This window comes from Zoogloea sp., from assembly GCF_017302315.1.
Lineage (GTDB): Bacteria > Pseudomonadota > Gammaproteobacteria > Burkholderiales > Rhodocyclaceae > Zoogloea.
The window spans coordinates 1-13,643 of the sequence record NZ_JAFLDT010000043.1; the positions used below are offsets into that span (position 1 = coordinate 1).

Below are 13,643 nucleotides of genomic sequence, written 5' to 3' on the forward strand. Positions count from 1 at the left end.
CATGCCGCAGCGCCCGGGACCGAGGCCCGCAAACTCGGACCCCGATCCCGCGTCTCGGATCGGCGGTTCTGGGTCTCGGGTCGAGCCGGCGGAACAAATCGGTTGAGGGGGCTGGGTCGGTCGTGCCGTCTGCGCGGGCGCCGCGTCGCCCGCCCGAGCCAAGGCGGGGGCCAACCCGGGAACCAGTGAGGCACGTCCGATTCGCGGGCCGGGTTATCGGGTCACGCGTCGCTCATCTCGGGACGAGGGTCAACGGGACGTCGATCTGCTTGCCGTCACGCTTCACACGCACGACCACGCTCGCGCCCGGCGCGTATCCGCCGTCGAGGGACGTTCCCAGGACCCGGACCAGTTCGGGCGTGTCGCGGGTGGGCTTGCCATCGATGCTGATGACGACATCTCCGAGCTTCAGCCCCGCACCGTCCCGGCGGACGACTTCGACGACGACCGGTCCATCGCCCGCGCCGGTCTCGACGACCACGCCCAGGCTTGCGCGTCCCGAGGCGAGCTGCTCGGGCACCTCGGGCATGGCGCGGACGTACGCGCGATAGCTTTTCTCGACCTCGTCCATGGGCATGCGCAGCGCCGCCTCGAACGCGCCGCGCGTCGCCTCTTCGGCGTTGACGCCGCTCCAGCGCCGCGTGAACTCCGCGTACCAGTCGCCCAGGCGCTGACGGTCGCTGATGAACATGAACAGCGTCCGGGCCTGCGCGTAGTTGGCCATCGGGCGCGTGCCGATGAAGTGATCGCGGTCAAGCGAGGTCAATGCCGCGATGGTCAGCAGGCCTCCCGCCTTGGTGAGCCTTTTGGCGGTGTTCGTGCGGTACGACGGCGCCGGGCGCAGGCTGCCGTCCTTGAGGTCGTAGTCCTCGACGAGGGAGCAGAGCCCTTCCTGCAACCAGACGGGATGGATCTGGCCCGCGCGGACGCACATGCGCCAGTGCAGCACGTGCATGAACTCGTGCCGGAGCGTTGAGCCCAGATCGCGGGCGACGAGCCTCTTGGTGTCGTGGTCGTACGCGCCTCCGACCGCGGCGTAGCCCCCGGGCGCCATGGGCTTGGCCCCGAAGTACCACTCCTGCCAGCGCTCGAAGCCCGCCTCCAGGTGGGTGCGGCTGGTGGCCACTTCGGCGAGCCCGCGGTAAGACAGGACACCCAGCACCGCAAAGATGGCCAGGGCCACCATCAGCTCGATCAGGGTCAGGCCGCGTTGGGCGGGCAGGGAGCGCTTCATCGCAGGGGCCGGGCCACGTAGCCGGTGAGCCGGGCGATGGCATGGGTGTCGGATTCGGGGGCGAAGACGCTCACGTCCACCCGGCGGAACAGGGGGTTGGCGGTGCTCTTGACCTCCTCGCGCCAGCGGTAGGTTCGCCCGGCCTGATCGGCCGTGCCCTCGTTGGTGCCGGCGCCGGGCCAGGCGCCGGTGGCGCGCAGTTCGGCCAGCCGATTCTCGGCGACCCAGTCGCCCACCAGGCGTTCGCGCAGCTCTGCCGCGCTCTGGGCGGTAACGCCCATGGCGCGGAAGGCCGCGGTCAGGGCGATAGCCAGGATGGCCAGGGCAACCAGGGTCTCCAGCAGGGTGAAGCCGCGGGCGCGGCCGGGCTGCCGCCTCATGAGGCGGTCCGGCCCGGCATCTGCAGCAGCACCTCGCCGTTGGCCTTGCCTGTCAGGCGGGCTTCGCCGCCGGGTGTGGTGACACGCAGCTCGTATTCAGGCGCCTGCGAGCCGAACTGCAGGCGGGCTGCGCTGCTCTCGCCACCCCCTTCCAGGCGCAGCCCGCCCCATGCCAGGCCTGCCGGCAAGGCCTTTTCGGTGAATACCGGCGGGTCGTTGAGGGGGCGCCAGTTGTCGTCGGGGTCGAGGGCCGAAAAGCGGTAGCCGTCGGAGAGCAGCTCCAAGGCAATCGGCCGGCCGCGCACGATGGCCCGGTCGGCAGTGGCTTCAAGGACCAGACGCAGGCGCTTGAGGGCCTGATCGGAATCACGTCCGCGAAGGCTGTCCAGGCCCACGCTGAGCCCGGTGGCCATGATGCCCATGATCACCAGCACGACCATCACCTCGATGAGGGTGAAGCCGGTGCTGCGCCGCCGTCGGGGCGTGGTGTCCATGGGGCGGAAGACCACTACAGGCTCCAGGAGCCGATGTCGGCGTCGAAGCCTTCGCCGCCGGTCACGCCGTCGGCGCCGAAGCTCATCACGTCCACCTCGCCCTTGAGGCCGGGCATGACGTACTGGTAGGGCTTGCCCCAGGGGTCGAGGGGCAGCTTGTCCAGGTAGGACTTCCAGTTTTCCGGCACCGGGGCGGTGGTCGGCTTGGTGACGAGGGCCTGCAGGCCCTGTTCGCCGCTGGGGTAGCGGCGGTTGTCGAGCTTGTAGAGCTTGAGGGCCTGCATGATGGCCGAGATGTCCTGGCGCGCGGCCACGACCCGGGCTTCGTCCGGGCGGCTCATGACCTTGGGCACCACCAGCGCAGCCAGCACGCCGAGGATGACGATCACGACCATCACTTCGATCAGGGTGAAGCCGCGGTTGCGGCGCAGGGTCTTGAGCATCGTGGTTTCCTTACTTCATCAGGGTGTTGATTTCGATGATGGGCTGCATCACGGCCATCACGATGAGCAGCACGAAGCCGCCCATGGCCAGCAGCAGCACCGGCTCGAGCAGGGCCGTGAGGGTGGCGGTACGGTTTTCCAGTTCGGCCTGCTGCAGTTTGGCGGCCCGGTCGAGGAGCTCGTCGATGCGGCCGGTGGCCTCGCCGTTGGCCAGCATGTGGATCAGCAGCGGCGGAAACTGGCGGCTGGCGCCGAGGGCCTTCGACAGGGGCTGGCCTTCGCGCACACGCTCGGCGGCTACGCCCACCGCATCGGCCAGGGGCAGACGGCTGATCACCTGGCGGCCAGCCTCCAGCGCGGCCAGCAGGGGAACGCCGCTCCCGGCCAGGATGGCCAGGGTGCTGGCAAACCGGGTGGCATCGAGGGTGCGCAGATGGCGGCCCAGCACCGGAAGGCCGAGCAGCCAGGCGTCCCAGCGGCGGCGCACGCTGGTGTCGCGCAGGGCCGCACGGCCGGTGAAGAAGGCGCCGGCCAGGGCCAGCACCATCAGCCAGCCCCATTCCCGCAACAGGGCGCTGACCAGGATCAGGCTGCGGGTGAGCAGGGGCAGGGCCTGCTTGCCCTGCTGGAAGACGGACACCACCTGGGGCACCACGTAGGTCATCAGGCCGACGATGACCAGCAGGGCCACGCTGGCGACGATGGCCGGATAGAGCAGGGCCTGGAGGGTCTTGGTGCGCAGGGCGTGGCTGCGGTCCAGGTAGTCGGCCAGCTGGTTCATGACCTTGGCCAGCTCGCCGGATTTCTCGCCCGCCGCCACCGAGGCCCGGTACAGGGTGGAGAAGGCCTGGGGGTAGCGATCCAGGGCGGCGCGCAGGCTGTAGCCGGCCAGGATCTCGGAGCGCACGCCGGCCAGTAGCTGGCGGGTGCCCTCGGTTTCAGCCTGCTCAATGAGGGCCGCCAGGGCCTGCTCGACGGTCAGGCCGGAGGCCAGCAGGGTGGCCCACTGGCGGGTCAGCAGGGTGAGGTCGGCATCCCGGAGCTTGCGTCTGACCGTCTTGTTGCCGGCGGCACCGTGGGCCACGGACGCCACCTCCAGCGGGTAGAGGCCGCGTTCGCGGAGCAGGCCGCGTGCCGCCTTGCCGGTGTCGGCTTCGAGGACGCCGGCGGCTTCCTTGCCGGCGGCATCAAGGGCACGGTAGCGGAAGGCGGTCATTCGCGGGTGACGCGGAGCAGTTCTTCGGCCGAGGTCAACCCGCTGGCCAACAGGCGCAGGCCGTCGTCGCGCAGGCTGCGGGTGCCGTTGGCGATGGCGTGGGCGCGCAGTTGGGCTTCATCGGCGCCGGTGTGGATCAGGCGCTGGAAGGTCTCGTCGGCGACGATGAGTTCGTAGATGCCGCTGCGCCCTGCGTAGCCGGTGCGGGCGCAGTCCGGGCAGCCGGCGGCGCGCCATAGCTGCGCCGGGGTGTCCGGCCCGAGCAGCTCACGGTCGGCTGCACTGCTGGGGCTGGCGCTGCGGCAGGCAGTGCACAGCTTGCGCACCAGGCGCTGGGCCAGCACACCACGGAGGGTGGACGCCAACAGGAAGGGTTCGACACCCATGTCCACCAGCCGGGTGACCGCCGAGGCGGCGTCGTTGGTGTGCAGGGTGGCCAGCACCAGGTGGCCGGTGAGGCTGGCCTGCACGGCGATCTGGGCGGTTTCCAGGTCGCGGATCTCACCGATCATGATCACGTCCGGGTCCTGGCGCAGGATGGCGCGCAGGGCCTTGGCGAAGCTCAGCTCGATGCGCGGATTGACCTGGATCTGGCCGACGCCGGGCAGGTCGTACTCCACCGGGTCTTCAACGGTGACAATGTTGCGGCGCTTCGCGTCCATGCCCTGCAGGGCGGCGTAGAGGGTGGTGCTCTTGCCCGAGCCGGTGGGGCCGGTGACGAGGAGGATGCCGTGGGGTTCCTTGAGCAACTCGGCGAAGGGCCTCACGGTGTCGGGGGCCATGCCCAGGCTGTCGAGGCTGCGCTGGCCGCTGCCCTTGTCGAGCAGGCGCAACACGATGCGTTCGCCGTGGGTGGTGGGCAGGGTGGACACGCGCACGTCCACCTGGCGGCCGGCCAGGCGCAGGGCGATGCGGCCATCCTGGGGCAGGCGCTTCTCGGCGATGTCCAGGCTGGCCATGATCTTGATGCGCGAGGCCATGGCGGCGTGGAGGGCCCGGTGGGGTTGGGCCACGTCCACCAGCACGCCGTCGCGGCGGAAGCGCACCACCGAATTGCGCTCGTAGGGCTCGATGTGGATGTCGCTGGCCTGCTGGCGCACCGCCTGGGTGAGCAGCGCGTTGATCATGCGGATGATCGGCGCGTCGTCCTGGGTGTCGAGGAGATCCTCCACCGTCGGCAGCTCGGTCATCAACTGGGTGAGATCCACCTCCTGGCCCACGTCGGCGACCACCTCGGCGGCATTGTCGTCGGTGCCGGAGTAGGTTTCGGCGAGGCGTGCCTCAAAGGCTGCACGGGTGACGCTCTCGATCTGCAGGGGCAGGCCCAGGCTGCGCCGCACTTCGGCCAGGGCGGTCAGGTCGGCCCCTTCGCGCATGACCACCTCGGCATGCTCGCTGCCCAGGGCGGCCACGAGGATGCCATGGGCCTTGGCGAAGGCGTAGGGCAGGGCGGGGGCGCTCATGGGGCGTAGGCTGGCGTGTCCTGCCGGGGGGTGGATATCGCCGGTGTTGCAGGGGGCGGGTTGTCCTTGGGGCGGTTGAAGGGCACGGCCGGTGGCGGGCTTCCCGGCGGCGGAAGTTCCGGTGGGCTGGGTTCGCCGCGCATCAGGGCGTCCACCCTGTCGTTCGCACGTTGCTGGCCGATCACATAGTTGTAGCGATCGGCGGAGATGCCCTGAATGCTGGCCGCGTCACGCAGGATGACCGGGCGCAGGAAGACGATCAGGTTGGTCTTGCCGCGCTTGCGCGAGTCGTAGCGGAAGAACTGGCCGAGATAGGGCAGATCGCCCAGCAGCGGGACTTTTTCCTGGCCACCGCTGTAGGTGTCTTCCACCAGGCCGCCCAGGGCAATCATGGCGCCATCATCCACCAGAACGGTGGATTCGATGGAGCGCTTGGTGGTGGTGGGGCCGGTGGTGCTGGTGGCGGTGGAGTCGATCACCGAGGAGGCTTCCTGGTAGATCTGCAGGCGTACCGTGCCGCCCTCGGAGATCTGCGGCTTGACCTTGAGGGTCAGGCCCACATCGCGGCGCTCCACGGTGGTGAAGGGGTTGGCCGTGGCGGTGTTGCCGGTGGTGGCGTAGGTGCCGGTGACGAAGGGCACGTTGCGACCGACGACGATCTTGGCCTCCTCGTTGTCGAGGGTGACGAGGTTGGGCGTGGACAGGATGTTGGCCTTGGTGTCGGACTCGAGGAAGCGTGCCAGCATGTTGAGGTTGGCGATTTCGCGCCCGCCGACGGTAATGGTGCCGCCACCCAGCAGCAGGTTGAGACCGTTGCCGGGGAGCGTGGTGGCGCTGCTGGAGGCCAGGCTGGTGGCCAGATTGAGGATGTTGTTACCACCGCTGTTGAAGGTGGTGCCACCGAACACGGCAGTGGAGCCAAGCTTGCCGGCCTGCCACTGGATGCCGATTTCTGCGGCCTTTTCGGTGCTGACTTCGGTGATCAGAGCCTCCACATACACCTGGGCGCGGCGGCGGTCGAGCTGATCGATGACCTTGCGCAGATTGTTGTAGATGGCATCCGGCGCGGTGACGATCAATGCGTTGCTCATGGGGTCGGCCTGGACGATGCCATTGCCGGTGGCGCCTGCTCCGCTTCCCGTGTTGCTGCTGGTGCCGAAGGACGGCGTGTTGCCGACGTTGCTGCCGGTCCCGGTGGAAGTGCCGCTGCTCGTGCCGGTCGAGCTGGGTGCGAAGCTGCTGGTGGATGTGCTGCCGCCGGTGCTTCCCTGGCCACTGTTGCCGGCCTCGCCGGAGAGCACGGCCCGCAGGGTCTGGGCGACCTTGGTCGCCTCGGCGTTCTTCAGATAGACCACATGGATATTGCCAGCGGCACCCGGCTGGTCCAGGTTGGCCACGAGCTGGCGCACGGCGTTGAGCTTGGACGGGTTCTCGGAGCGCACCAGCAGGCTGTTGGTGCGCGGGTCGCCGATCACCGAGACGCGCTGGCTGGCGTCGCCACCGACGCCGGGCGTGCCGCCAACGCTGCCGCTGCCGGCGTCGTTGAGCAGGCGATTGACCGTCTGGGCGAGATCAAGTGCCGAGGCATGCTTGAGGTTGATGACCCGCATGTCGCCCTGGGGAACGTCAATGGATTCGATGATGCGGGCGATGCGGCCGATGTTCTCGGCGTAGTCGGTGACCACCAGGGAATTGTTGCCCGGGTAGGCGGTGACGGTGTTGTTGGGGGACACCAGGGGGCGGATCACCGGTACCAGCTGCGAGGCGGACTCGTGTTGCAGGGTGAACACCTGGGTGGTGAGGCGGTCACCGCCGCCGGCGCCCTGGCCCTTGCCCACAGGTACGGCGTGGAGCTTGGCGTCAGCCTCGGGAACGATCTTGGTGACGCCCTGGCCCTCAATGGCGGCGTAGCCCTGCAGGCGCAAGGCCGAGAGCAGGATGGAGTAACTCAGGTTGCGCGGCACCGGGCGCGCCGTGACGATGTTGAGGGTGCCCTTGACCCGTGGGTCCACCACGAAGTTGCGCCCGGAGATCTTCGAGATCGCCTGGATCACCGCGCCCACATCCGCGTTCACGAAGTTGAGGGAAACAGTCTCGCCCGCGTCCGCAGGGCCCTGGGTGCTGGGGGCGGCGGTGACGGCAAGGGGCATGGCCATGGTAGTGGCGAGGCAGGCGGCGAGGATGCGACGGGCGAACCCCTGGCGGCGGGCTGATTTCATTGGCTGGGGACGGGTTGAACCGGAAAGCCGGCAGGCAAGGGGCGGGGCCCCGAGTCCGGTGCTTCGGTGGTGTTGTCGATGGTGGATGCGCCCTGCTGGAGCTGCGGAAGCTGGGCAATGCCGGCGGGAAGCGGTGAGGCTGTTGCTGGGCTGCTGGCGCCCCGCTCGGCAAGCCGGATGGTTTGACGCACGCCACCCGTGGTGATCTCGACGCTGCCGGCCTGCACGCGCTCAAGACGCACCCCTGAATGGATGTCCTGACCTTCAACGACACCCTGCTGGGGACCGCCATCGATGCTCAGGATGGCCCAGCCGGGTCGGCCGCCGGCGCCGGTCACCACGGCTTGCAGGGTGTAGCGGGCAGGGGCGGCGTTGACCGGGCCGGCCGCGGTGCCAGTGCCCTGGGCTCCACTTCCCATCAAATGCCGGCTCGCGATGGCCTGGGCCGCAAGCTGCGGGTCACTGGGGCTGACTACGGGCAGGGCCGGTGGGCGTGGGGCACTGAACCGCCAGAACAGATCGGCGACAACCCAGGCTGTGACGGCCATGGCCACACCCCAGGCCAGAGCAGGGCCTGAGCGCGTTACCCACGGCAGATGGAAGCGGGATGGGTCGAAGCGGTCTGAGAGTTTCATCGGGGGCGCAGCACAAAAGGCCGACAATCTTAGCCGGCCTGTGTTACGGGTGAAAGCGCCACGTTGTCGCTGAGTGTGCAGGCCGCTTTCCGCCTGGCCGCGAACCCTCCTCAGGCCGCGATGCCCACCACCAGTGATGCGCTGTAGCCGTTGGTCGTGGTGCCACTGATGGAGGCCATTTGCTGCTCGGTTCCGTCGCTGAAAACGTTGTCACTGGCGAAATTGATGGCGGCAAGATTGATGGCGCTGTTGCCATAGCCGCTGGTGGCGTAGACCTCGTTGCACGTCGCGGTCGGGAAGGCGATCTGCGAGGTCTTCACCTTGTTGGCGGCGCCAGTGGCACTGGCCAGGCTGGGGTAGACCTCGAAGTGCATGTGGGGCATGCGACCGGCGTAGCAGCCCGGGAAAATGGTCAGGAAGGTGACTTTGCCGTTGCTGTCGGTCTGCTGCACACCGCGGAGGAAGTTCTCACCCGTGACGCCGGTGCTGTACAGGGAGTAAAGGCCGTCGCGGGTGCAGTGCCACAGGTAGATGGCGTAGCCGGCAAGGTTCGCACAGTTTCCCGCCGTATTGACGAGCTGCAGGGTGAGGGTGACGGGGATTCCGGCGGCGGTACCGGTGGCGCCGCCAACGCTGCTGCGGATGTCACTGCGAACGATGCCGGACAGGCTGAGGGCGTTGGCAATGCCATTGCTGTTGTAGTTGGAACCGTCGCCCGGGTAGGGGCCGGCCGTCTCTTCGGGGATGATGGTGCAACTGCTGACGGCGCTGGAGGTGTCTGACGAACCGGCGCCCGTCGAACTCCCGACGCCGCCAATGCTGACCTCCGCTCCGCCGCCGCACGCGGCAAGGGGGGCACTGGCGCCTGCAAGCAGCCAGCGCAGAACCTGGCGCCGTTCCGGGGCAGTGCGGAGCAGGGCTTCCAGGTCGTTGGCGAGGGCACGGCGGGGAATGGGCATGGGGAAGCTCCGAAAGCAGTGGGGGTGCCGGGTTGGCATCTGATCGGAGGCGAGTGTAGGTGGGGCTTGGGTTAAGTCATGTTGCCCGGGCGTAAAGGGATGTAAATAAGGTGCTTGGGAGTGCCGCTTGCCAGCCCAGGGCGTCGACCACGCGGGCGAAGTCTCCGTCGACGGGGGCGAGCAGATCCAGGGGCTGTCCGCTCAGGGGGTGGACAAGCTGCATCCGGGTGCACGCCAGCAGCATGCGCTGGCAGCCGAATAACTCCTGAAACAAGCGGTTGTGGCGGCCCTTGCCGAAGGTGGCATCGCCGATGATCGGGTGGGCGATGTGCTTGAGGTGACGGCGGATCTGGTGGCGGCGCCCGGTCAGCGGGGTCAGCTCGACCAGGGCGTAGCGACTGGTCGGGTAGCGGTCTACCGCATGGGGGAGCTCGCAGGTGGCCAGGCGGCGGAAGTCGGTGACGGCGTCCTGGGCCTCGTCGGTGTTGCGGCTGCCCACCCATTCGGCGTCGTCCCGGCGACGGGTGAGGGCGTGATCGATGCGCCCTTGCTCGGCCGGGTGGCCCCGCACCACGGCCAGGTAGGTCTTGCTCACTTCCTGGCGTTCGAACTGGCCGCCCAGGTGGCGGGCGCTGTCCTTGTCCAGCGCAAAGACCAGCACGCCGGAGGTGCCCCGGTCGAGCCGGTGGGCGGGGTGAACGTGACAACCGAGCTGGTCGCGCAGCAGTTGCACCGCAAAGCGGGTTTCGTGGCGATCCAGCTCGCTGCGATGGACCAGCAGGCCGGCGGGCTTGTGGATGACGACCACGTGGTCGTCCTGGTAGAGGATGGGCAGCATGGGCGGAATGGTAACCGGGGACTGCGTCCCCGAGCGGGCCAACCGATCCGGTAGCATTCTGCTGCATGTTGCAGTGAACCAGGCGCTGCCGGCTGAGTCATACTCGCCCTATGCAGAATACCTTTACCCTCTCTCCGGACGGCGTGCTGGCGTGCATCCACGCGGCGCTTCCCCCCCAGCGCCAAAACCAGCGGAACCTGCCCGGGCTGGCGACGCGTTTGTCCAATCTCGTCTTGGCCGAGCACCTTCCCGATCGCCTTGATGCCTGGCGTTCCATGACCACCTGGCTGTCGGGCGGCTCCCTGTGGAGCGACGTGTACATTGACTCGGCTGACGTGCATGGGTCGGCGACCCAGCGTTTTGCGGTGCTGATGGATGTGCTGGCGGCCAATCCGGAGCTGGCAGCGGCCGTTCGTACCGCCCTGCGCTGCATCCTCGAGGAAACCGAGGGCGCCAACCTGTTTGGCGAGGTCGGCATTCCCAGCGACCGGGGCTTTCTGTCGGAGTTCGGCGACCGCCTGACCTCCAAGCTGATTCCCTCGCCCCGGGACGATCACGATCTTGGGCACCTGATGAGCCGTAGCTACCAGAGCCGGCGTGACCTGACTCTGATCCGCGGGTTGCAGCCCTCTACCCTGCTGCGCGCGGTGAATATCCTCTTCCCGGCCGACATGCCGGAGATGACGGCAGCCCTGGAGTGCGCCATGGCCGATGGTTTCCGTCTGCTCCTTGCCCGCGTGCAGGGTCAAGGCCTGTCCCTCAAGCTGCGTGTCCGCAGCCAGCCCGGGCCAGTGGCCAGGTCGCCGTTCAAGCGCCTCGCCGATAGTGGTGAAAACCTGCTGTGTGCCTGGGAGCAGGCGCGCCTCACCGGTGATCTGCTGGAAGCTTGGCACGATGACGTGGTGGCCTGCCGGGCGGAGATGCAGCTGATCTCGACCCGTCTCGAGTCGGAAGGCATCAGCGTGGACATCGTCTATGGCCTGGATGTGCTGGAGCGCTGTATCGCCCGTATGGAGGCCATCGTGGCGGTCATGAGCACGGGGCGGGAGGCGCCGGGGCCGGTGTTGCTGCTCCTCCAGCAGCTAGCCTACGCTGCCCACGACAGCACCAGCCTGCGTCACCTGGTGCGCAGCAACCTGCAGCGCCTGCAGCGGCGCATCGTCGATCGGGCCGGCAAGACCGGCGAGCACTACATCGCCGAGACGCCTGCTGATTACCGCCATATCTGGGCCGCTGCGGCCGGAGGCGGCTTGCTCACGGTGGGAACAGCGGCCATGAAGATGGCCATTGCCGGTGCCGGTCTAGCCCTGTTCATGGAAGGGTTCGCGTCCGGCCTCAACTACGCCGTGAGCTTCCTGATTCTCCAGGCCCTCGGCCTGATCCTTGCCACCAAGCAGCCGGCGATGACCGCCGCGGCCTTCGCCGCGATCATCCGCGACCGAAAGGGCAGCGAGCGCCTGGAGGTGATTGTTGACTACGCCACGTGCATCTGTCACTCCCAGCTTGCTGCCACCATCGCCAACGTGGTGGTGGTGGCAACCGGCGCCTACGCCTTTGATGAGATGTGGCAGTGGACCACCGGGCACTCCTTCCTCAGCACCGCCGAGGCAACCTACGTCTTTCAGGCCCTGAGCCCGGTGGACAGCGGCACGGTGTTCTATGCGGCCCTCACCGGCTGCATCCTGTATCTGGCCGCCCTGGTGGGGGGCTGGGTGGACAACTGGGCTGTCTATCACCGTTTGCCCCAGGCCATCGCCGAGCACCGCTTCGGCCTGCGTTTCGGACGCCTGCGCATGATCCGCCTGGCAGGCGTTGTGTCACGCAACATGTCGGGCTGGGCCACCAACATCTCCCTGGGCCTGATGCTGGGCATGACGCCGGTACTGGGCAAGTTCTTCGGCCTGCCCCTGGACGTGCGCCATGTGACCCTCAATTCCGGCATCCTAAGCCTCGCCACGGCGTCCCTCGATGTGGAGTGGGTCGGGACGGGGCTGTTGTCCCTGGCGATCCTCGGCGTGGCGGTGATGTTCGTGCTCAACCTGGGGGTCAGTTTTGCGCTGTCCCTGATGACGGCGGTGCGCGCCTATGACCTGTCCCGGGACGACCTGCGGGATCTGGGGCGCCGCCTGTGGCACCGTCTGCGCACCCGCCCGCGGGATTTCATCATGCCGCCACGCCGCTCTGCGCCGCCAGCAGCCTCGACTTAGCGATCCCCGGCCGGGCGCCTCAAGCTTGCGTGCTGGACGCCGTTAATCCGGCACAACTTCAGGCTCCACCCGACCCCTCAGGGGCGTGTGTGCCTGTTTTCAGCCCTCGCCGTCCACGAGTCCCGCTGCGGCTGCCGCCGCCTGAGAGTCCAGCATGAACGCGCCAGAACGAAACCTGCACCTGAAAGCGCCCGCCTCGGGGGAGCTCGCCCGAATCGTCCGCGTCAATGAAGAGATCAAGGCCATTGTGTCCACGGCCTTCCGGATCAACCTGATGGCACTCAACGCGATCTTCCTGGCCAAGCGGGCAGGCAACGCGGCGTTGGGCTTTGGCGTGCTGTCGAACGAGCTGCGCCGCTTTGCCCAGGATCTCACCCGGCATATGTCCTCCCTCCGCGACATGACTTCCGGCTCCGTGGGCAGTGTCACGGGAGTCGTCCAGCATCAGCGTACATCGGCCATTCTTGCCCAAGCCATCCGCCTGAGCGGCGACGGGGTGCCGGGCGTGCGTGAAGCTCGCCGGCGCGGTGCTGCGAGGTTGGCTGAACAGCAGTCGCGTCTGCGCTCCCTCGATCTACGCCTTCGTTCGGCTGTGGAGGAGACTCAGCAGCTGGTCGAACTGGGGGGTGTGCTGGCCCGTTCGGCCAAGATCGAAGCGGCCTACGGGGGGAGCTTCAGCCCGGCGCTGATGCAGGTTTCAACGGATTTCGCCGAGGTCATCGCGCAAATCAAGCGATCACTGGAAATTCTCGGCAAGGAACGCCTTATTAAGGACTAGGAGACCATGAAGCAGGCCCATTGCATCTATCAACAGGACGACCACCGCTGGCTTGCCATTGCACGTGATGCCACCAAGCCTGGCTACATCATCGACACCAACGAGTACGTGGTGTTGAGCGGCGAGGAGGCGCTTCTCTGCGACCCGGGCGGCATCGAGATCTTTCCTTCGGTGTTCTCCGCGCTTTCGGCTGAATGCGATCCGACCCGTCTGGCAGGCATCTTTGCCTCCCATCAGGACCCGGACATCATTTCTTCCCTTGCTCTTTGGCTCGAGTTCAAGCCCGATCTCAAGTGCTACATTAGCTGGCTGTGGCAATCCTTCCTGCCCCATTTCGGCGGCCAGGAAAGCACGTTTGTCCCCATCCCTGACTCGGGCATGCCGATCCGCCTGGGCGCGCTGGAACTGCAGGCCATTCCGGCCCACTATCTGCACTCTTCGGGCAACTTCCATCTCTACGACCCGAAAGCGAAGATCCTCTTTTCGGGGGACGTGGGGGCAGCCCTGCTGCCGGCTGACGCCAGCAACCTCTACGTTGAGGATTTTTCCCGCCACGTTCGCCATGCCGAGGCGTTCCACAAGCGCTGGATGGGCTCCGATCGGGCCAAACGCGACTGGTGCGAGCGGGTTTCCCGCCTGGAGATCGACATGATGGTGCCCCAGCATGGGGCCATCTACCAGGGCGCTGACGTTCAGCGCTTCATCAACTGGTTTGCCGCGCTGGAAGTCGGCGTCCTCAAGGGATAGAGTCGCGGGGCCCGCGTTGGCGGGCCCGGC

General features: G+C 67.6%; 13 protein-coding genes. 3 read left to right on the forward strand and 10 right to left on the reverse strand.

The window, feature by feature from the left end:
* Window positions 1–232: 232 nt before the first annotated feature.
* From J0L98_RS13360 to J0L98_RS13405, 10 genes are all read right to left on the reverse strand, one after another.
* Window positions 233–1,234: a PDZ domain-containing protein gene (locus J0L98_RS13360; protein WP_296412269.1), complete on the reverse strand. Its 1,002-nt coding sequence runs from the start codon at window positions 1,232–1,234 to the stop codon at window positions 233–235.
* The gene (gene gspI, locus J0L98_RS13365; protein ID WP_296412270.1) at window positions 1,231–1,614 is read right to left on the reverse strand and encodes a type II secretion system minor pseudopilin GspI; all 384 of its coding nucleotides are present in this window, start codon (window positions 1,612–1,614) and stop codon (window positions 1,231–1,233) included. Before gspI ends, J0L98_RS13360 begins: the two co-directional genes overlap by 4 nt.
* Window positions 1,611–2,108, reverse strand: coding sequence for a GspH/FimT family pseudopilin (locus tag J0L98_RS13370; protein ID WP_296412271.1), 498 nt, complete (start codon window positions 2,106–2,108; stop codon window positions 1,611–1,613). The genes gspI and J0L98_RS13370 overlap by 4 nt, the downstream gene beginning before the upstream one ends.
* Before the next feature lie 14 nt (window positions 2,109–2,122).
* Window positions 2,123–2,551: a type II secretion system major pseudopilin GspG gene (gene gspG, locus J0L98_RS13375; RefSeq protein WP_296412272.1), complete on the reverse strand. Its 429-nt coding sequence runs from the start codon at window positions 2,549–2,551 to the stop codon at window positions 2,123–2,125.
* 10 nt (window positions 2,552–2,561) lie between these two features.
* On the reverse strand, window positions 2,562–3,767 hold the full coding sequence (gene gspF / locus J0L98_RS13380) for a type II secretion system inner membrane protein GspF (RefSeq protein WP_296412273.1): 1,206 nt from the start codon (window positions 3,765–3,767) through the stop codon (window positions 2,562–2,564).
* Window positions 3,764–5,230, reverse strand: a complete 1,467-nt coding sequence (gene gspE, locus J0L98_RS13385; RefSeq protein ID WP_296412274.1) for a type II secretion system ATPase GspE — start codon at window positions 5,228–5,230, stop codon at window positions 3,764–3,766. The genes gspF and gspE overlap by 4 nt, the downstream gene beginning before the upstream one ends.
* Window positions 5,227–7,380, reverse strand: coding sequence for a type II secretion system secretin GspD (gspD, locus tag J0L98_RS13390; RefSeq protein WP_296412297.1), 2,154 nt, complete (start codon window positions 7,378–7,380; stop codon window positions 5,227–5,229). The genes gspE and gspD overlap by 4 nt, the downstream gene beginning before the upstream one ends.
* 65 nt (window positions 7,381–7,445) lie before the next feature.
* Entirely contained in the window at window positions 7,446–8,084 is a 639-nt protein-coding gene (locus J0L98_RS13395) for a type II secretion system protein N (protein WP_296412275.1), read from the reverse strand.
* A 110-nt stretch (window positions 8,085–8,194) separates the two neighbouring features.
* Entirely contained in the window at window positions 8,195–9,043 is an 849-nt protein-coding gene (locus tag J0L98_RS13400) for an intradiol ring-cleavage dioxygenase (RefSeq protein ID WP_296412276.1), read from the reverse strand.
* A 76-nt stretch (window positions 9,044–9,119) separates the two neighbouring features.
* Entirely contained in the window at window positions 9,120–9,881 is a 762-nt protein-coding gene (locus J0L98_RS13405) for a tRNA pseudouridine(65) synthase TruC (RefSeq protein WP_296412277.1), read from the reverse strand.
* Window positions 9,882–9,991: 110 nt separating this feature from the next.
* Between J0L98_RS13405 and J0L98_RS13410 the strand changes: the two genes are divergently transcribed.
* From J0L98_RS13410 to J0L98_RS13420, 3 genes are all read left to right on the forward strand, one after another.
* Complete coding sequence (locus J0L98_RS13410; RefSeq protein WP_296412278.1) at window positions 9,992–12,088, forward strand: hypothetical protein; 2,097 nt, start codon at window positions 9,992–9,994, stop codon at window positions 12,086–12,088.
* A 154-nt stretch (window positions 12,089–12,242) separates the two neighbouring features.
* Window positions 12,243–12,866, forward strand: coding sequence for a chemotaxis protein (locus tag J0L98_RS13415; protein ID WP_296412279.1), 624 nt, complete (start codon window positions 12,243–12,245; stop codon window positions 12,864–12,866).
* A gap of 6 nt (window positions 12,867–12,872) precedes the next feature.
* Window positions 12,873–13,613: an MBL fold metallo-hydrolase gene (locus J0L98_RS13420; protein ID WP_296412280.1), complete on the forward strand. Its 741-nt coding sequence runs from the start codon at window positions 12,873–12,875 to the stop codon at window positions 13,611–13,613.
* The last annotated feature ends 30 nt before the right edge of the window (window positions 13,614–13,643 follow it).

Excerpts from the sequence above, each read along its gene's own strand:
- J0L98_RS13360 (WP_296412269.1), bottom strand. The coding sequence starts at position 1,234 with ATGAAGCGCTCCCTGCCCGCCCAACGCGGCCTGACCCTGATCGAGCTG.
- gspI (WP_296412270.1), bottom strand. The coding sequence starts at position 1,614 with ATGAGGCGGCAGCCCGGCCGCGCCCGCGGCTTCACCCTGCTGGAGACC.
- J0L98_RS13370 (WP_296412271.1), bottom strand. The coding sequence starts at position 2,108 with ATGGACACCACGCCCCGACGGCGGCGCAGCACCGGCTTCACCCTCATC.
- gspG (WP_296412272.1), bottom strand. The coding sequence starts at position 2,551 with ATGCTCAAGACCCTGCGCCGCAACCGCGGCTTCACCCTGATCGAAGTG.
- gspF (WP_296412273.1), bottom strand. The coding sequence starts at position 3,767 with ATGACCGCCTTCCGCTACCGTGCCCTTGATGCCGCCGGCAAGGAAGCC.
- gspE (WP_296412274.1), bottom strand. The coding sequence starts at position 5,230 with ATGAGCGCCCCCGCCCTGCCCTACGCCTTCGCCAAGGCCCATGGCATC.
- gspD (WP_296412297.1), bottom strand. The coding sequence starts at position 7,380 with ATGCCCCTTGCCGTCACCGCCGCCCCCAGCACCCAGGGCCCTGCGGAC.
- J0L98_RS13395 (WP_296412275.1), bottom strand. The coding sequence starts at position 8,084 with ATGAAACTCTCAGACCGCTTCGACCCATCCCGCTTCCATCTGCCGTGG.
- J0L98_RS13400 (WP_296412276.1), bottom strand. The coding sequence starts at position 9,043 with ATGCCCATTCCCCGCCGTGCCCTCGCCAACGACCTGGAAGCCCTGCTC.
- J0L98_RS13405 (WP_296412277.1), bottom strand. The coding sequence starts at position 9,881 with ATGCTGCCCATCCTCTACCAGGACGACCACGTGGTCGTCATCCACAAG.
- J0L98_RS13410 (WP_296412278.1), top strand. The coding sequence starts at position 9,992 with ATGCAGAATACCTTTACCCTCTCTCCGGACGGCGTGCTGGCGTGCATC.
- J0L98_RS13415 (WP_296412279.1), top strand. The coding sequence starts at position 12,243 with ATGAACGCGCCAGAACGAAACCTGCACCTGAAAGCGCCCGCCTCGGGG.
- J0L98_RS13420 (WP_296412280.1), top strand. The coding sequence starts at position 12,873 with ATGAAGCAGGCCCATTGCATCTATCAACAGGACGACCACCGCTGGCTT.